Source organism: Azospirillum melinis, assembly GCF_013340935.1.
GTDB lineage: Bacteria > Pseudomonadota > Alphaproteobacteria > Azospirillales > Azospirillaceae > Azospirillum > Azospirillum melinis.
The window spans coordinates 82531-100301 of the sequence record NZ_WHOS01000026.1 but is presented as its reverse complement, the minus strand read 5'-3'; the positions used below and the strand labels follow the sequence as shown (position 1 = coordinate 100301).

The 17771-nt window shown below is 66.6% G+C and carries 11 protein-coding genes; 5 read left to right on the top strand and 6 right to left on the bottom strand.

The genetic code is table 11. The annotated features are described in order from the left end of the window. Nucleotides 1-261 precede the first annotated feature (261 nt). Nucleotides 262-831 carry a peptidylprolyl isomerase gene (locus tag GBZ48_RS19725; RefSeq protein WP_109446258.1) on the top strand — a complete coding sequence of 190 codons (570 nt, stop codon included), beginning with the start codon at nucleotides 262-264 and terminating at the stop codon, nucleotides 829-831. A 74-nt stretch (nucleotides 832-905) separates the two neighbouring features. Here the strand turns inward: GBZ48_RS19725 and GBZ48_RS19720 are convergent, their stop codons facing one another. Beyond that, a complete protein-coding gene (locus GBZ48_RS19720; RefSeq protein ID WP_174472546.1) occupies nucleotides 906-3521 on the bottom strand; it encodes a serine/threonine-protein kinase in 2616 nt (871 codons plus the stop codon). 346 nt (nucleotides 3522-3867) lie between these two features. Here GBZ48_RS19720 and GBZ48_RS19715 point away from each other — a divergent pair, with 346 nt between their 5' ends. Next, nucleotides 3868-4764 carry an aldose 1-epimerase gene (locus GBZ48_RS19715; RefSeq protein WP_174472545.1) on the top strand — a complete coding sequence of 299 codons (897 nt, stop codon included), beginning with the start codon at nucleotides 3868-3870 and terminating at the stop codon, nucleotides 4762-4764. Here the strand turns inward: GBZ48_RS19715 and GBZ48_RS19710 are convergent. Further along, complete coding sequence (locus GBZ48_RS19710) at nucleotides 4761-5618, bottom strand: lysozyme inhibitor LprI family protein (protein WP_174472544.1); 858 nt, start codon at nucleotides 5616-5618, stop codon at nucleotides 4761-4763. The two genes, GBZ48_RS19715 and GBZ48_RS19710, sit on opposite strands and share 4 nt — an antisense overlap. 31 nt (nucleotides 5619-5649) lie before the next feature. After that, on the bottom strand, nucleotides 5650-6537 hold the full coding sequence (locus GBZ48_RS19705) for a hypothetical protein (RefSeq protein WP_246307319.1): 888 nt from the start codon (nucleotides 6535-6537) through the stop codon (nucleotides 5650-5652). Between the two features lie 291 nt (nucleotides 6538-6828). On the opposite strand from GBZ48_RS19705, the gene GBZ48_RS19700 reads away from it, so the two are divergent. The 3 genes from GBZ48_RS19700 to GBZ48_RS19690 all read left to right on the top strand — a co-directional run bounded on the left by GBZ48_RS19700 (nucleotide 6829) and on the right by GBZ48_RS19690 (nucleotide 13970). After that, complete coding sequence (locus GBZ48_RS19700) at nucleotides 6829-10182, top strand: transglutaminase family protein (RefSeq protein WP_174472542.1); 3354 nt, start codon at nucleotides 6829-6831, stop codon at nucleotides 10180-10182. A gap of 292 nt (nucleotides 10183-10474) precedes the next feature. Further along, the gene (locus GBZ48_RS19695) at nucleotides 10475-13033 is read left to right on the top strand and encodes a circularly permuted type 2 ATP-grasp protein (protein WP_174472541.1); all 2559 of its coding nucleotides are present in this window, start codon (nucleotides 10475-10477) and stop codon (nucleotides 13031-13033) included. Nucleotides 13034-13037: 4 nt separating this feature from the next. Further along, nucleotides 13038-13970, top strand: coding sequence for a transglutaminase family protein (locus GBZ48_RS19690; RefSeq protein WP_174472540.1), 933 nt, complete (start codon nucleotides 13038-13040; stop codon nucleotides 13968-13970). Nucleotides 13971-13981: 11 nt separating this feature from the next. Here GBZ48_RS19690 and GBZ48_RS19685 read toward each other — a convergent pair whose 3' ends face one another. The 3 genes from GBZ48_RS19685 to GBZ48_RS19675 all read right to left on the bottom strand — a co-directional run bounded on the left by GBZ48_RS19685 (nucleotide 13982) and on the right by GBZ48_RS19675 (nucleotide 17728). Further along, nucleotides 13982-14362 (bottom strand): response regulator, encoded by a 381-nt coding sequence (locus tag GBZ48_RS19685; protein ID WP_174472539.1) that lies wholly within the window; start codon nucleotides 14360-14362, stop codon nucleotides 13982-13984. Next, nucleotides 14355-15926 (bottom strand): sensor histidine kinase, encoded by a 1572-nt coding sequence (locus GBZ48_RS19680; RefSeq protein WP_174472538.1) that lies wholly within the window; start codon nucleotides 15924-15926, stop codon nucleotides 14355-14357. The genes GBZ48_RS19685 and GBZ48_RS19680 overlap by 8 nt, the downstream gene beginning before the upstream one ends. A 194-nt stretch (nucleotides 15927-16120) precedes the next feature. Next, complete coding sequence (locus tag GBZ48_RS19675; RefSeq protein ID WP_109051546.1) at nucleotides 16121-17728, bottom strand: peptide chain release factor 3; 1608 nt, start codon at nucleotides 17726-17728, stop codon at nucleotides 16121-16123. Nucleotides 17729-17771: the final 43 nt, after the last annotated feature.

Here is a 17771-nt window from a genome sequence, read left to right as displayed (position 1 = left end):
CCCCGCTATCGCCCGCCCCAGCCTCAATGCCCCGCCCCTTCCCGTTCGATCGTCAGAACCGGCATGCCACGTCCACGCCCGGATGAACACCCGGACGAGCGGCCGTCATCCGTGACCTTTGGCGGATCTTTCGGGTGGCAGACCGACCGGCCCGCCTATCGATTGGCCGACCAGCCGAACTCCCCGCCAGCGCGGCTTTGCATTCCGCCGCTTTTCCCCTATGGTCCGGGGCGCGGATTTCGGCTCATCGGAGTGTTTCGCATGAAGCGGTGGACCCGCGCATTGCTGGCGGCTCTGTTCGCCACAATCTTCACTGTCTCGTTCTTTACAGTTTCTCAAGGGGAGGCGAAGGCCTTGGATCCGGAAAACACCATTTACCTCGACCTGAAGGACGGTCGCGTGGTGATCGAACTGCGGCCCGACCTGGCGCCGAACCACGTCGCCCGCATCAAGGAACTGACCCGCCAGGGCTTCTACAACGGCGTCGTCTTTCACCGCGTCATCGACGGCTTCATGGCCCAGACCGGCGATCCGACCGGCACCGGCATGGGCGGCTCCGGCCAGAAGCTGAAGGCGGAGTTCTCCAGCACCCCGCACATCCGCGGCACCCTGTCGATGGCCCGTGCGCAGGATCCGAACAGCGCCGACAGCCAGTTCTTCATCTGCTTCGCCCCGTCCCAGTTCCTGGACCGCCAGTACACCGTCTGGGGCCGCGTGGTCGAGGGCATGGAGTTCGTCGACATGATCAAGAAGGGCGATCAGGCCCGCAACGGTCAGGTCTCGAACCCGGACAAGATCATCAAGATGCAGGTCGCAGCCGACGCGAAGTAACGTCGCCGCATCAGCCGACCGAAAAAAAGGGACCGGTTCGCCGGTCCCTTTTTTCTTGCGCGCTGATTCCGAACTCAGCCGCCGGACAGCGCGTTGGTCATGGCCCGCAGCAGGTCCTTCATCGATTGCGGCCGGTCCTGCCAGCGCATGGACAGCCCCGACAGAAGCACCTTTTCGAATCCGGGCGCCAGCGCCACGCCCAGTTCCGACGGCTTCGGCACCTTGTCGTTCATGAAGCGGGCGGTGGCGTCGGGCGGCGTACGGCCGGTCAGAGCCAGATAGATGGTGGCGCAAAGCGCATAGACGTCGGACCAGGGGCCTTGTCGCCCCTCATTGGAATATTGCTCCGGCGGGGCATAGCCCGGCTTGAGGATCACGGTCATGCCGGCCCCCGGACGGGCGGTCTGCCGCGCGGCACCGAAGTCCAGCAGCTTGCGGTCGCCGCCATTGGTCAGGAAGATGTTGTCCGGGCTGATGTCGCGATGGATCAGACCCTGGTCGTGGATGGCCTGCAAAGCCTTGGCGATCGGCATCACAACGGCCAGGGTCCGCTTCACGTCGATGCGTCCGCCGCTGTCGACCAGATACTTCTTCATGGTGCGACCCTCCAGCAGCTCCATGACCAGATAGGCGGTGCCGTTCTCCTCGAAGAAATCCTGGACGCCGACGATCTCGCGCACGTCGCGCAGGCGGGCGAGCGTCCGCGCCTCCTCCAGAAACTTCTCCAGGCCGGCGGCGAAGGTCTCCGCATGCTCATCCGAGAAGGGGGAAACGGCAGCGGTGTTGGGAATCCGGGCGATCAGGTTGGCCGGGTAATATTCCTTGATCGCCACCTTCACCTGCAACCGGTCGTCCCAGCCCAGATAGGTGGCGCCGAATCCACCCTGCCCCAGCACCCTACCGGCCCTGTAGCGGCCATGCAGCAGCGTGCCGGGCACAAGATGCACGCCCGGCCGGTTATCGGACTTTTCGGGGAAACCGCAGGCGGCACAGGTGCCAGCGCTCCCTTGAGCCGTGTAGCAGCTTGGGCACAGGCCGGGTCTCACCCCGGAAGCCGGCTTCGACGATGCCGTTCCTGCCGGCTGGCGGCTGACCGGGTGAAGGATGGTCTCGGCACCGCGCATGCCTTTCGGCGGAGGCCCCTGGGGCGAAAGCTGCGCCACATCCACGGTGGGCTGCACGGCTCCCGGAAAAACAGGCGGCAGAACGGGCGGAGGGGCTGGTGCCGTCGCCAACTGGCGCAGCCGGTCCAGCAGTTCCAACAGACGCCGCACCTCGGCCTGGGCGACTTCGCTCTCCGGCTGGGCAAGCTCGGCCTGGAACTGCGGTTGGCGGACGATCTCAAGGATGTGCTGGCGCATCAGCGGCAACGCCCCGTCCTCGCGGATCAGATCAGAGCAGGCGACCTCCGCCAGCCGGACGGTGCGGCGGCGCAGGACCGGCTCCACCTGCCGCAGGCGGACGGCGAGCTGGCCGGTCTTCACATAGCCGTCCACCGCCCGTTCGGCTTTTGCGGCGATCCGCTCGCAGGTGTCGGCCGGCAGCGGAGCGGAGCGGATCGCCGCCAACGCGCGAACGAAATCCCGCTCCAGCAGTGCCGTGTCGGGCGTCTGCACCAGCATGTTCTCGATCAGCAGTTCGTTGCAGACGGCAGCCTCCAGCGAGGCGAGGATCTCGTCGGCATGCCGTTCGGCGGCGGGGGCGGCAGCGACGCGGGTCAGGTAATGGATGCGGCAGATCAGGTCCGATTGCCCCTCGCCAAGCCCGACGATCGACCGGCGATAGGCGCTGGCTCCCCCCTGCTCCAGCCGGCGCGAATAGCGCACTGTCAACGCATCGGCCATCGCCGCACCGCCGATCAACCCGTCGCGGGTCAGCAGATGGCCGACCAGCGTCTTCAGCATCTCCGCTTCCTGATCGAAGGCGCCACGGCCCAGCGGCTGGGGCGCCTTCAACTGGCGGCGGATGCGGTCGAGCACCGCGGCCTTCGCTTGGGGAAGCTTGTTCTGGCGGAACAGGGCGTTCAGCACGCCGACGCGGTTCGGTCCGATGGCCTCCATGCCGATCCGGCCGAACAGCAGGTCGCACAGGGTTCCCAGCAGCGCGCCGGGCAGCAGGTTGGCGCCGAACAGCTCCGCACCCGCCGCGGAAGAGGCGAGGATGTCGCCGATCACCCCATCGACGGCCGAGGCCAGCCGTTCATCCCGATCCCACTGGTGCAGTTCCAGCAGCCGGTCCAGCTTGCCGTTCCAGGTCTTGAGGTCGACAAGTTCCAGGCCGATGGCGACGCGCAGGTCGTAATCGGCATCGCCGGTCGGTGTCTTGCTTCCCTGGGACAACAGCCAGTCGACGGAGGTGCGGCCGCGCGGCATGGCGGCGAAGGCAACCTGGGCGACCCGAGCCTTTGCCCAGCTCTCGTCCACCGCTGCGCGGATGGCGCGGCGGCGAACCTGAAGATCCTGCCCCGGCGCGCGTGCCTGGATTGTCGCGATCCTGGTGATGGCCGCCTCGACCAGGGAGCCTTGCTCCAGACAGGATTTCAGCGGCTTGGCGAGATGGATCAGTTCCGTCGGCGTCAGAAGCAGCGGGTCCAGGTACGACCGCATCGCTACACCGATCACCAGACGCGCCGGCAGCGCATGGTAATCCGCCAGCGCGCCGCACAGCTCCGCCTCATCGAGCATAGCCATGGCCGGATGGGGTGTCGGTGTTGCGCGGCTGAGCTGGGGACTGGACACTCAGGGCCTTTCCATCAGATGGCGGATGGTGCAGCCAGGGCGCAACAACGGCGCCGCGCCTGCGTTGTCGATCGAGCCGGCGTGCCGCACCGGCCAGGGCACGCCGCCGGAACATATCGCCGGAGAAGCATGGTTGCGCAGCGAGGGTAAATGACGGGTGTACGATACCCGCATTTTTCATCAAAAACACAAGAGTTGTGTCAGCATTGCGCCATGCGGCCTGTTGACTGCGGGGCCCGTTCCCTTCGCTCTTCGCATGTGCGATAAAAAATCGGAACGCTGACGATGGGAGAAACGCATGATCCGGAACGGCACCATCATCGCGTTGCGACACGGGCCGATGACTCTCACGGCGGCCCCCCACTGCGGTGGCTCGCTGGCGAGTTGGAGCCTGTCCACCCCCGATGGTCCGGTGGAACTGTTCCGGCGGGCGTCCGACCGAGCGCTGGCCGGCGATTTTGCCCCCGACATGGCCTGTTTTCCCCTGGTTCCCTTTTCCAACCGCATCGGCGGCGGCCGCTTCGTCTTTCAGGGCCGGGAGGTCAGACTGGCGACCGACCCCGGATCGCCGCACCGCATCCACGGCCATGGCTGGTCCACCCCATGGAACGTCGAGGCTGTGACCGACGATGCCTTGCGGATGGGCTTCGCCCACCGGGCGGACGATTGGCCCTGGAATTATCGCGCGGCGCAGACCGTGGCGCTGGACGGCGAGGGGCTGACCGTCACCCTGGACCTCATCAACGAGGCCGACAGCGACATGCCGGCCGGATTGGGCCTGCATCCCTATTTCGTCAAGACGCCGGGCAGCCGGGTGACCGCCGATGTCAGCAGCATGTGGGAGAATGACGAGACCATCCTGCCCTGCCGCAAGCGCCCGCTGCCCCCGGCCTGGGATTTACGCCACGGCGTGACGATGGACCGTGTGGCGCTGGACAACGGCTTCACCGGCTGGAGCGGTTCGGTGACGCTCGACCGCCCGCAGGAGCGGCTGCGCCTGACCATGCTCGCCGACGGGCCGGCCGCTCACCTGATCGTCTATGCTCCGGCGGAAGAGCCTTACCTGTGCCTGGAACCGGTCACCCACATGACCGACGCGCTGAACCGCCCGCAGGAGCCCGATGCCGGCGTGATCGCCCTGCCGCCGGGCGAACGGCTGTCCTTGACCGTCCGCTTCCTGCTGTCACGGCTTTAGCGGCAGCGCACGAATTCAGCGGCGAAAGTCGCCGGCGGCTGCATGCGCAGGACCAGCCGGTCGAGGCGAGCCGAATCGGCCGGCAACAGCCGCAGGGTCGCCAGGGGTGCCGGTGTGCCTTCCGCCGGACCGGCGGGCAGGAGCGCCACCCCCTGGAGAGGATCGCCGTCGGCTGCCAGCGTGCCGTTCAGCGGAAACTGCGGCAGCCGCGCATCCACCGCGTGCAGGCCGCGATCTGCCCCGATCTCCAGGTAGGAGCTGCGGCAATCGTCAATGGCGGCGCGGTCGGTCGGATCGGCCTTGGCCCAGCGGCCGGCGAGCGTCGACAGGGCCACCTTGCGGCTGAACGGCGGGATATGCGGCTCGGGTGTGTCGAACCGGCGGGCGGCGGCACCGGTGACGGACAGCGGCAGGTCGCCGACCGGATGCGAGCGCGCCTGACGCTCCGTCTCCAGCGCGGCCGTGCGCTGGCGAAGAACGCGCAACAGGCAGTCGCCGCGGGTCTTACTGGCCTTCGAGTCGGCAAGATCGGCCGCGGTCACCTGACAGGCCTCGTCCCGGCGTGCCCGCCAAACGGTCTGGGCATCCGCAATCGCCGCACGGCCGGTGTCGTCGGTGGTGGTCCCCAGCGCCGCCAGCGCGTCATCCATCGCCGCACTGGCTTCCGCAAGCTTCGGATCGCGGCACATCAACTGCGCCACCGGGGTCTCCGCCGCTTCGCAGGCGGGCGCAGCCGGAGCCGCCGCCTCGGGCGACAGGGTCTCCGCCGAAGCCGAAAGGGCGGGGACCGCGGTCATGACCGAGAGCAGGGAGCCGGCAGCCAGAAAACCGCCAACCAGGGACAGGGCGCGCATCGCAGGAAACCTTGGATGGGGAAACGGGACGTCACGAAGCGGGGAAAGCCTCCAGCACGGCCTTGACCTGACGCTGGAAATCCTGGTCGGTGCGATAGCGCGTCACGACCGACTTGTCACGCTCCACGAAAAACAGCATGTCGTCGCGGCTGGGCAGCATGCGCGGGTTGGGCTTGTCCAGCAGCTCGCCATTCCAGTCGACACGGGCCATGAAATAGACGGCTCGGGCGAACAGCATGAACAGCTTGTTGTCGGGCGCCAGCTTTTCACGCCGGAGGAGAGCGAAATAGTAATAATTGCGGCCGTGGAAATAGCTGGTGTGGATGGCTTGCAACGCGGCGAACCGCTCGTCGGGACTGTTGACCTTCTTGATCTGCTTTTCCAGCCGGAATCCGGCGAAAAAATACTCCCGCGCCTCATGCTCGAAGGAGAAGGGGCTGCCTTTGATCAGCGCCATCTGCTCGCCGTAGCGCTTCAGCGCACGGGTCATCAGCAACTCAAGAAAACGCCGTTCCGCCGAGTGAGTGTCGGGGATGTTCGGCAGCATCTCGAACACGTGGCGCAGGTGATAGGGGTGGCGCACGACGACGATGGGAACCGACAGCTTCTTGCTCTTTGCCGGCGCCCGCTTCTCCGCAACCAGCGTGACGGCGGGCGACAGCGACGCCATCGTCGCCTGAATGGTGTCGTACAGCTTCCAGCGCAGGCGGGTCTCCGCCGACTGGCTTCCCAGATTCATCCGGGCAAGAAACCGTTTCACCCGGCTGCCGAAGGTCTCTTTCGGCAGCTTGTGCGTCGGCAGGTTGGGGACGACCAGCGGATTGCCGAGAATGTCGGCCGGAGGCGGCAGCGGCTTGAAATTGAAATATTTGCCGGTGACGACTCCCCGCCCGGCGCCGCCCGGACCCGCGTCGCCCATACCGCCGGAACCCCGGTTGCCGCCCGCTGATGAAAAAGCCGCCACCGACACCATCCAGACGCGAATCCCCGCCGCAACGCCAGCCCGTTCGCTTAGGATATAAAGGGTAACGCGAACGGAAGAAAGCCGCAGCGCGCGTCACAGGTAACTTCGTGACTTTTTCGCAACTGCGGTAGGATCGACGCCGGGGCACCCTGTCGGGGCGGATTTATCGGTGTTACCGTTGCGGTGGCGACCCTGGACCAAACCATGGCGCGAACATCATCGAACAGGCATGAGGCGGGGTTTTCAATGGCGATCCACGTCGCGCTGAACCACAAGACGATCTATCGCTACGACCGGCCGGTCTCCCTCGGCCCCCAGATCATCCGGCTGCGCCCGGCGCCCCATTGCCGGACACCGATCCTCAGCTATTCCCTGAAGGTCACGCCCAAGCAGCATTTCCTGAACTGGCAGCAGGACCCGCAATCGAATTTCCAGGCCCGATTCGTTTTCCCGGAAAAGACCCGCGAGTTCGTTGTCGAGGTCGATCTGGTCGCCGAGATCGCCGCGATCAATCCTTTCGACTTTTTCCTGGAGGAGAAGGCGAGCCACATCCCCTTCGCCTACGAGGACTGGCTGCAGCGCGAGTTGCGCCCCTATCTGGAGACGGAGGAGCCGGGTCCGGGACTGGCCACCTACCTGACGGACATCCCGCGGGACAAGACGCCGACGATCGACTTCCTGGTGGCGGTGAACCAGCGGCTTCAGCAGGACATCGGCTACGTCATCCGGCTGGAACCCGGCATCCAGAGCTGTGAGGAGACGCTGACCAAGCGCACCGGGTCCTGCCGCGATTCGGCTTGGCTGCTGGTGCAGATCCTGCGTCACCTGGGGCTCGCCACCCGTTTCGTCTCCGGCTACCTGATCCAGCTGACCGCCGACCAGAAGGCGTTGGACGGCCCGTCCGGTCCGGAAAGCGACTTCACCGACCTGCATGCCTGGGTGGAGGTGTTCCTCCCCGGTGCCGGCTGGGTCGGGCTGGATCCGACCTCCGGCCTGCTGGCGGGCGAAGGGCACATCCCGCTGGCCTGTACCCCCGATGCCTCTTCCGCCGCTCCCATTTCCGGCCTCGTCGATGAGGCGGAGGTCGAATTCGGCCATGAGATGTCGGTCACCCGCATCTACGAGGCGCCGCGCGTCACCAAGCCCTACAACCCGCAGCAATGGGCCGCCATCGAGGCGCTGGGCCACCGCGTCGACGAGGTTCTGAAGACCGAGGACGTCCGCCTGACCATGGGTGGCGAGCCGACCTTCGTGTCCATCGACGACATGGACGGCGCCGAGTGGAACACGACGGCGCTCGGTCCGCAAAAGCGCAAGATGGCCGCCGACCTGATCCATCGGCTGATGGCGCGCTTCGCCCCCGGGGGGCTGCTGCATTTCGGCCAGGGCAAATGGTATCCCGGCGAATCGCTGCCACGCTGGGCGATGACCGTCTATTGGCGCCGCGATGGCGGGGCGCTGTGGGCGAACAGCGACCTGCTGGCGCGCGAGGACACCGATTACGGCCACACGGCACAGGATGCCGGCGTCTTCCTGATGGCGCTGGCGAAGCGGCTGGGCCTCGACCCGAACCTCGTGCTCGGCGCCTATGAGGATCCCTGGCACTACCTGCGCAAGGAATCGCAGCTTCCCATCAATGTCGATCCGCTGAACAGCAAGCTGGAGGACAAGGAGGAGCGGGAGCGGCTGACCCGCGTCTTCACCCGTGGCCTGGCGGAACCGGTGGGCTTCGTCCTGCCGATCAACCGCCGCATGACCCAGCAGGGCCCGGTCTGGCTCTCCAGCACATGGCCGCTGCGCCAGGAAAAGCTGCTGCTGATCCCCGGCGACAGCCCGGTCGGCTACCGCCTGCCGCTGGGCTCCCTGCCCTGGGTGTCGAAATCCGACTACCCCTATGCCTGGGAAACCGACCCGTTCGAGGATCGCGGCCCCTTGCCCCCGCATCCGGTGCAGCGCCGGCATGAGATCCGCGGTGCCGTTCAGGAATCCGACCGTGGCGTCCACACGGACAAGCGGATCGCCCAGCGCCAGCGCATCATGGCGGAAATCCGCGACGAACTGCCGGAGGACGGCAAGTCGGCTTGGTGGATCGTGCGCACCGCCCTGAGCTGCGAGGCGCGCAACGGGCGCCTGCACCTGTTCATGCCGCCGATGAGCACGCTGGAAGACTATCTGGCGATGCTGGCGGAGATCGAGGCGACGGCGGTCGAGCTGGAGATGCCGGTGGTCATCGAAGGCTACCAGCCGCCGAAGGACCCGCGGCTGAACTCGCTGGCCGTCACCCCGGACCCCGGCGTGATCGAGGTGAACATCCACCCGGCCCACAGCTGGGACGATCTGGTGCGCAACACCATCACCCTGTACGAGGATGCGCGCCAGTCCCGCCTGGGGGCGGAGAAGTTCATGATCGACGGGCGCCATTGCGGCACCGGCGGCGGCAACCATGTGGTGATGGGCGGCGCCACCGCGGCCGACAGCCCCTTCCTGCGCCGCCCCGACCTGCTGCGCAGCCTGATCACCTACTGGCAGAACCACCCTGCCCTGTCCTACGTCTTCTCCGGCCTGTTCATCGGCCCGACCAGCCAGGCGCCGCGGGTGGACGAGGCGCGCGACGACCAGCTCTATGAGCTGGAGATCGCCTTCAACCAGATCGATCAAGCGGCGGCGAGCGGCAACTGCCCGCCCTGGCTGGTCGACCGGGTGCTGCGCAACCTGCTGGTCGACGTGCAGGGCAACACCCACCGGGCGGAGTTCTGCATCGACAAGCTCTATTCCCCGGACAGCTCCACCGGCCGCCTCGGCCTCGTCGAGTTCCGTGCGTTCGAGATGCCGCCGCATGCGGAGATGAGCCTGACCCAGCAGCTTCTGATGCGGGCGCTGGTCGCGCGCTTCTGGAAGCATCCCTACAAAGGCCGTCTGGTGCGCTGGGGCACCGAGCTTCACGACCGCTTCATGCTGCCGCACTTCCTCCAGCAGGACATGGCCGATGTGTTGCAGGATCTGCGCGACCATGGCTATCCGCTGGAGGACAGCTGGTTCGCGCCGCACTTCAACTTCCGCTTCCCGGTCTATGGCCATGTTAACCAGCGCGGCATCACCATGGAGCTGCGCATGGCGCTGGAGCCATGGCACGTCCTGGGCGAGGAACCGGGCGGCGGCGGCACGGTGCGCTATGTCGACAGCTCGGTGGAGCGGGTGCAGGTCCGCGTCAGCGGTCTGATCGACGCCCGCCATGTCATCACCTGCAACGGCCGGCGCGTGCCGCTGATCCCGACCGGGGTGGAGGGCGAGTTCGTCGGCGGCGTGCGCTACCGCGCGTGGCAGCCCCCCTCCTGCCTGCATCCGACGATTCCGGTCCACACCCCGCTGATCTTCGACATTCTGGACAGCTGGGCCGGCCGGTCCATCGGCGGCTGCACCTATCACGTCATGCATCCGGGCGGGCGCAACTACGAGACCTTCCCGGTCAATGCCAACGAAGCGGAAGGGCGCCGCCTGGCCCGCTTCTTCCCCTTCGGCCATACTCCTGGACCGATGGACAGCCCGGCGGAGGAACGCAACCCGCAATTCCCGATGACGCTGGATCTGCGACGGAGCTGAGTCTCGACGACCCGACGGCGTCGAATCGGCCCGCAATTTCCGGCAAGCCGGAGCGTCGCCTTGCGCGGCGCTCCGGTTTTTTCGTTTCAGGACACCGGCCTGCGATCATCCATCAATGACAGGATCGCCACGGAATCTTTCCTCTTTCGGATGGATCCCAAGCCCACCAGCCTTGCATCGACGGACGGGGACGTTCAGACTGTTGCTTCCTTCATAGGCAATACGCACCAGTCAGACCTTGTCCCAGCCCGATCAGCCATTCCGCGCCCCGGCATCCGTGGTCCCGTCCGGGATGCCGCCGGTCCCTTTCACCCAGGGATCGCTGTTCGGCGAGGCCGACGCCATCGGCTATGGCTCCGGACAGGTCTATGACGAGATGGTGAACGGCCAGGGCCGGCTGCGGCCGCACTGGCAAACCTTCATGAGTTCGCTGGGGCCGCTCGACTCCGAACAGATGGCGCAACGCTGGGAGGAAGCGCGGCGGCTTCTGCACCAGAACGGCGTCACCTACAACATCTACGGCGATCCCAATGGGATGGAGCGGCCCTGGCCGCTCGACATGATGCCACTGCTGCTGCCGGCCCATGAATGGAAGGCCATCGAATCGGGGCTGATCCAGCGGGCGTCGCTGCTGAACGCCATTCTGACCGACATCTATGGACCGCAGACGCTGACCCGCTATGGCCGGTTGCCGCCGTCGGTGATCCATGCCGACCCCGGCTTCCGTCGCGCGGTCCACGGGATCCGGGTTCCGAACGACGTCCATCTGCATTTCTATGCCGTCGATCTCGCCCGTGCGCCCGACGGGCGCTGGTGGGTGCTGTCCGACCGTACCCAGGCACCGAGCGGCAGCGGCTATGCGCTGGAAAACCGTGCGGTGATCGCCAAGGTCCTGCCCGACAGCTTCCGCCATTGCCAAGTGGAGAGGCTGAGCGGCTTCTTCGACACCTTCAAGGAAACGCTGCTGTCCATCGCGCCGCGGACAAGCGCCGCCGGGCGATTGCCGCGCGTGGTGCTGCTGACCCCCGGCCCCTACAACGAAACCTATTTCGAGCATGTCTATCTCGCCCGCTATCTTGGCCTGACCCTGGTGGAAGGGGCGGATCTGACGGTTCGCGACCGGACGGTCTATCTGAAGACGCTGTCCGGGCTGGAGCAGGTGGACGTCATCCTGCGCCGTCTCGACGCCGATTTCGCCGACCCGCTGGAGATGCGCGCCGACAGTTCGCTCGGCGTCGCCGGGCTGATCGAGGCAGTTCGGGCCGGCACCGTCGTGATGGCCAACGCGCTCGGCTCCGGCCTGATGGAATCGATGGCGATGAAGTCGTCGCTGCCGACGCTCTGCCGCCACCTGCTGGGGGAAGAGCTGCGGCTGCCCGGCGTCGCCAGCTGGTGGTGCGGCAACGATGCCGAACGCGCCTACGTCATCGATCATCTCGACGGTCTGGTGATCAAGCCGGCCTTCCCGTCGCTGTCCTTCGAGCCGATCTTCGGCGCCCAGTTGTCGGCTGCCGAACGCTCCGCCCTGACCGAGCGGATCAAGCGCCGGCCCTGGTATTTCGTGGCGCAGGAGCAGATGGCGCTCTCCACCGCTCCGGTCTGGCAGGACGGCCGGCTCCAGCCGCGCCCGCTGGTGCTGCGCGTCTTCCTCTGCGCCACCCCCAGCGGCGGCTATGCGGTGATGCCCGGCGGCCTGACCCGCGTGTCCAGCGAATCGGGGCGGCTGGTCGTGTCGATGCAGAGCGGCGGCGGCAGCAAGGATACCTGGATCCTGGCGCCGCGGCGTGCCGACGTGGCATCCAGCCAGCCGCGCCCGACGGCACTGGCGATGGAGCCCACATCCAGCGGGGCTCGTCCATCCGCCAACGATCTGCCCAGCCGCGTCGCCGACGGCCTCTATTGGCTCGGCCGCTATGCGGAACGGGCGGAGGGCGCGCTGCGTCTGCTGCGCGCGACGCAAAGCCGCCTGATCGACAGCAACATGCCTGGCGCCACCTTGCAGCAGCGCCCGCTGCTCGACCTGCTCGGTTCGCTCGGCATGATCCCGGCGGAACTGGCGCGGGTGACGGAAAGCGGCAACAGCCGCGGCCTGCGCGATGCGCTGCATGCGGCGGTGACGGACCCTGACCATCCCAACAGCCTGCGTGCCCAGGTGCTGAGGCTGCACCGCACCGCCTATTCGGTGCGCGACCGCCTGTCGATGGACATGTGGCGGGTGGTATCGGCAATCGACCGCCAGACCCAGCAGCCGAAGGGACGCATGGATGCGGCCTCGCTGCTGCTGCGGCTGGACGATGCGATGATCATGCTGGCCGCCTTCTCCGGCCTCGAGCAGGAAAGCATGACGCGGGGTGCCGGCTGGCGCTTCCTCGACATCGGCCGGCGGATCGAGCGGTCGCTGCATATGGTGGCGCTGATGCGCGGGGTCCATGTCGCCGATCTCGACCGCCAGGACGAGCCGATGCAGGCCGCCACCCTGTCGGTGCTGCTGGAGTTGGGCGAGAGCGTGATGACCTATCGCGCCCGCCACCTGACCAGCGTGCTGCGCACGCCTGTGCTGGATCTGCTGCTGGGCGAGGAAGCCAACCCCCGTGCGCTGGCTTTCCAGCTGGCGGCACTCGACCGGCACATGCGGGCGCTGCCCAGCCAGGGCGTCGGCACCGGGACGGACCCGACCGGCGGCGCGCTGGCCATCGTCGCCGCCGCGCGCAACAGCCTGGAGCGCACCGACGCCATGGCTTCCAGCGAGGCGCTGCGCACGCTGCTGGACACGCTGGCGATGACGCTGCCGGACGTGTCGAATTTCCTGGCTCACGCCTATTTCAGCCATGCCTTCGCAAGATCGGCCTGACGCGATGACGCCTCCGCCCTCCGCTCCCGCTTCCGGCAGCAGCGGTCTTTCCACCCGCTATCGCCTGCGCCACTCCACCGCCTACGACTATGGCGAGGATGTGCCGATCTCCCACCATCTGCTGCACCTGACCGCCCGGCCGCACCCGCGCCAGCGCATCCGGCGCAGTCTGCTGACCATCGACCCGGCTCCGGCCGTGCGGACGGAGCGGGTGGATTATTTCGGCAACACCGTCACCTACGTCGCCGTGCAGGAGCCGCACCGGACTTTCTCCGTCATCGCCGAAAGCGAGGTGGAAGTGTTCGATCCGCCCGTATTGGCGCCCGACGACTCGCCAGCGTGGGAGCATGTGCGCGACAGCCTGCGCGGCCTGACCGGGCCGGACGACGGTGCGGAGATCACGCAATACTGCTTCGACAGCGCGCTGGTCGCCGCCAGTCCGGAACTGCTGGACTATGTCCGGGGAAGCTTCACGCCGGGCCGTCCGGCGGTCGCGGCGGCCATCAACCTGATGAACCGCATCAACCACGAGTTCGCCTTCGATCCCACGGCCACCACGGTCGCGACTCCGCTGGCGGCCGTGATGCGCAACCGTCGTGGCGTCTGCCAGGACTTCGCCCATATCGCCGTCGGCTGCGTCCGCGCCATCGGACTGCCGGCACGCTATGTCTCGGGCTATCTGCGCACCCTGCCCCCGCCCGGCCAGCCGCGGCTGGTGGGTGCGGATGTCAGCCATGCCTGGGCCTCGGTCTGGTGCGGGGCGACCGCCGGCTGGCTCGACATCTGCCCGACCAACGCCTGCATCGCCAACCGCGACTTCATCACAATCGCCTGGGGACGCGATTATGACGACGTCAGCCCGGCACGTGGCGTCCTGCTGGGCGGAGCCGGCCATGGCCTGACCGTCAGCGTGGACGTCGAACCGCTGGAAGACTGAGGGGAAACGCCTCAGGCTTCCAGCGGTATGCCCAGCATACGGTGCAGCGTGTTGCAGATGGTGCGCGGGTTGACCGGCTTGCTGAAGATCTCCAGCGGTTTCCAGCGCTCCTGCTTCAGATCGCTGTCCTCCGTCAGGTAACCGGTCATCACCACCACCGGCAGGGTGGCATCGCGGTCACGGATTTCCCGGATCAGCGTCTCGCCATCCATGCGCGGCATGCGCAGGTCGGTCACCAGCGCGTGTATCCGCTCAGTGGCATAGCGCTCCAGCGCCTCCACCCCATTGGCGGCGACGGTCACCCGGAAACCTTTGAAGGACAGGAAGTCCTCCAGCGCCATGGCCGCCAGAACCTCGTCTTCCGCGATCAGGATATGGAACCGATCAGGCATGCGAGAACTCCCTGTCGACTGAGGAGACCGGCTGGCTCGGCAGCGTGATGGTGAAGCGGACGCCGCGGCCTCCGCCCTCCAGATCGACGTTGCGCGCTTCGATCCGCCCACCCATGCCGTCGATGATTCCATAGCCGATCGACAGCCCCAGGCCGGATCCCTTGCCGACCTCCTTGGTGGTGAAGAAGGGATCGAATATCTGAGGCAGCACCGCAGGATCGATCCCGCCGCCATCGTCGGTCACCTGGATGACCACGCTATACCCGTCGGGATCGTCGCCGACCGCCACCATGATGCGTCCCGCTGCTCCACCCGCTGCACGAAGCGCGATGATCGCATCGCGCGCGTTCGAAAACAGGTTGAGGATCACCTGTTCCAGTTCAAGTGGCCGTCCGGATACCGCCAGTTGCGCCGCCCAACCTTTCTCGACGATCTCGATGTCTTCGTGACGATATTGATGGCGGACAAGCTCGACCGCGCTCTGAACGCAGTCGGCGGGATGGAAGGTCCGCATGCCGCCGCCGTCCCGCCGCCCGAACATGCGGACATGGTCGATCAGCTTGCCCATGCGCTCGGTCTGCTCGATCACCAGCTTCAACGCCTTCTCCGCACGGGCGGGTTCGAGCAGATTGTCATGCAGGCGGGCCAGGGTGTTTTCCGTCCACAGACGGATGACGTTCAGCGGCTGGCTCATCTCGTGCGCCATGCCCGCAGCCAGCGTGCCCAGCGTCGCCAGCTTGGAGGTTTGGATCACCTCCTCCTGCAAGCGCTTGCGTTCGGTCACGTCACGGCCGCTGCCGAGGATCTGGACGACCCGGCCGGCGGCGTCCTTGACCGGCACCAGCATGGTGTGGAAGACGCGCTGGCCGGCCGGCATGTCCAGCGTCTCTTCATAATCGATGGTTTTGCCGCTGTCGCGGCAGGCGGTGTAGCGGGGGATGACCAGATCGGCCAGTTCCGGCTTCACCGCATCCCGGACACGGCGGTCACGCAACTGTTCGGGGTCCAAGCCGCCGATCCGCGCCAATGCCGGGTTGATGGCTTCATAGGCGAAGTCACCGTCGGGAAGAACCTGGACGATGAACAGCGCCTCACCCAGGTTGTTGAAGAAGCCCGAATAGCGGGCCTCCATTTCGCGCCGGGTCGCCACCTCCAGCTCCAGCGCGCGGTTGCTGGCCTCAAGCTCCCGCGGACTGGGCAGGGCCAGCAGGCGTGGCATCAACCACCAGAGCGCCGCCGCCGTCGCCAGCGAGGCGAAGGCGGTGAGCAGCTTCACCAGACCTTCGAGCACATAGTCTGGTGTCCACAAGGTCCAGACTGACAGGAAATGGGTGGTGCCGCAGGCGATGATGAACAGCGCAAACAGCAGCGCCATCCAGCCGAAGGCCACGTCGCGGCGGCGCATCACGAAATAGATCAGGGCAACCGGAATCGAGAAATAGGATAGGCCGATCAGCACGTCTGACGCGACATGCAGCATCAGGATGTCGGGGCGCCAGAGCAGGCAGACGCCATGGGGCACGAAACCGCCGGTGTCCAGAAGCTCTTCCAATCCCACCGCCATGTCCGCCTCTTTTCCAACCGTGCCCGTCCGACGGAGGACGTTGATTATGCGTCGAAACCATCTGCCGCATCGGCACACGTTCCGCCACCGGACCGACTCCGTCAAGCCGTCAATCCGTTAGGGCAGGTCTGTGAGGTTTCTCTACTGAAAGGACGCCCGCTCCGTGACCACGGCCACGTGAGCGGGCGTTTGCGTCAAGCGGCGGTGTGGACCTTGCGGTTCTGCTCGCGTGTTTTCAGGAAGCGCAGCGCCGGGAAATCCTCCTGTGCGCGGTTCAGGTGCCAGGCGTTGCGGGCGAGGAACACCAGCGCGCCGTCATGGTCCTCGGCCAGCGCCGAGCGGTTCAGCTCGATGAACTTTTCCAGCTGAACCTTGTCGTCGGTCTCGACCCAGCGGGCGGCGTCCAGCCCGGCGCCCTCGAATCGGGCGGCGATGCCGTATTCCGCCTCGATGCGCGAAGCCAGAACCTCGAACTGCAGCTGGCCGACGACACCGACGACCCAGTCGGCGCCGGTCAGCGGCTTGAACACCTGCGAAGCGCCTTCTTCGGCGAAATGCTCCAGCGCCTTGCGCAGGTGCTTAACCCGCATCGGGTCGTCCGGGCGGACACGCTGCAACAGTTCCGGCGCGAAGCTCGGCACGCCGGTGAAGCGCAGATCCTCGCCCTCGGTCAGCGTGTCGCCGATGCGAAGGCTGCCATGGTTGGGGATGCCCATGATGTCGCCGGGCCATGCCTCCTCCGCAACCTCGCGGTCGCGGGCAAGAAACAGAACGGCGTTGTTCACCGCCATCAGCTTGCCGGAGCGGATGTGCTTCAACTTGGCGCCGCGCTTGTAGCGGCCGGAGCAGAGACGGACGAAGGCGATGCGGTCGCGGTGGTTCGGGTCCATGTTGGCCTGGACCTTGAACACAAATCCGGTGACCTTCTCCTCGTCCGGTTCGACGGTGCGCGGATCGGCCGGCTGCGGACGCGGCGGCGGGGCGTTCTCCGCCAGACCGGACAGCAGCTCGCGCACGCCGAAATTGTTGATGGCGGAACCGAAATAGATCGGGGTCAGATGGCCGGCGCGATAGGCCTCCAGATCGAAGGCCGGCATCAGGCCGCGCGCCATCTCCACCTCTTCACGAAGCTTGGCGACGGCGTGGGCGGGAAGCAGCTCGTCCAGACGGGGATCGTCCAGGCCGTTGCACTCGATGCCCTCGTCGATCTCGTCGCCCTTGCTGCGGTCCATCAGGATCAGCCGGTCGCGGATCAGGTCGTAGCAGCCCAGGAAGTCGCGGCCCATGCCGATGGGCCAGCTGGCCGGCGTGACCTCCAGCGCCAGCGCGCTCTCGATCTCCGAAATCAGGTCGAAGGGATCGCGCGCCTCGCGGTCCATCTTGTTGCAGAAGGTCATGATCGGCACGTCGCGCAGACGGCAGACCTCGAACAGCTTCAGCGTCTGCGCCTCGATGCCCTTCGCGCCGTCGATCACCATCACCGCACTGTCGACCGCGGTCAGCGTGCGGTAGGTGTCCTCCGAGAAATCCTCGTGGCCCGGCGTGTCGAGCAGGTTGAAGGTGCGCCCGTCGAAATCGAATGTCATGACGGAGGCGGTCACCGAGATGCCGCGCTCGCGCTCCACCTTCATCCAGTCCGACTTGGCGCGCCGCTGCTCGCCGCGCGCCTTGACGGCACCGGCCATCTGGATGGCACCGCCGAACAGCAGCAGCTTTTCCGTGAGCGTGGTCTTACCGGCGTCGGGGTGCGCGATGATGGCGAAGGTCCGACGGCGGGAGACGGCGTCCTGAAGTTCGGACATGCGCAGAATCCCGTGACTTGAAGGCGTTATACGGTACGAACGG

What these genes read in the sequence shown, in the direction of transcription:
- GBZ48_RS19725 (WP_109446258.1), top strand. Translation starts at nt 262, where the DNA reads ATGAAGCGGTGGACCCGCGCATTGCTGGCGGCTCTGTTCGCCACAATC.
- GBZ48_RS19720 (WP_174472546.1), bottom strand. Translation starts at nt 3,521, where the DNA reads ATGGCTATGCTCGATGAGGCGGAGCTGTGCGGCGCGCTGGCGGATTAC.
- GBZ48_RS19715 (WP_174472545.1), top strand. Translation starts at nt 3,868, where the DNA reads ATGATCCGGAACGGCACCATCATCGCGTTGCGACACGGGCCGATGACT.
- GBZ48_RS19710 (WP_174472544.1), bottom strand. Translation starts at nt 5,618, where the DNA reads ATGCGCGCCCTGTCCCTGGTTGGCGGTTTTCTGGCTGCCGGCTCCCTG.
- GBZ48_RS19705 (WP_246307319.1), bottom strand. Translation starts at nt 6,537, where the DNA reads ATGGGCGACGCGGGTCCGGGCGGCGCCGGGCGGGGAGTCGTCACCGGC.
- GBZ48_RS19700 (WP_174472542.1), top strand. Translation starts at nt 6,829, where the DNA reads ATGGCGATCCACGTCGCGCTGAACCACAAGACGATCTATCGCTACGAC.
- GBZ48_RS19695 (WP_174472541.1), top strand. Translation starts at nt 10,475, where the DNA reads ATGCCGCCGGTCCCTTTCACCCAGGGATCGCTGTTCGGCGAGGCCGAC.
- GBZ48_RS19690 (WP_174472540.1), top strand. Translation starts at nt 13,038, where the DNA reads ATGACGCCTCCGCCCTCCGCTCCCGCTTCCGGCAGCAGCGGTCTTTCC.
- GBZ48_RS19685 (WP_174472539.1), bottom strand. Translation starts at nt 14,362, where the DNA reads ATGCCTGATCGGTTCCATATCCTGATCGCGGAAGACGAGGTTCTGGCG.
- GBZ48_RS19680 (WP_174472538.1), bottom strand. Translation starts at nt 15,926, where the DNA reads ATGGCGGTGGGATTGGAAGAGCTTCTGGACACCGGCGGTTTCGTGCCC.
- GBZ48_RS19675 (WP_109051546.1), bottom strand. Translation starts at nt 17,728, where the DNA reads ATGTCCGAACTTCAGGACGCCGTCTCCCGCCGTCGGACCTTCGCCATC.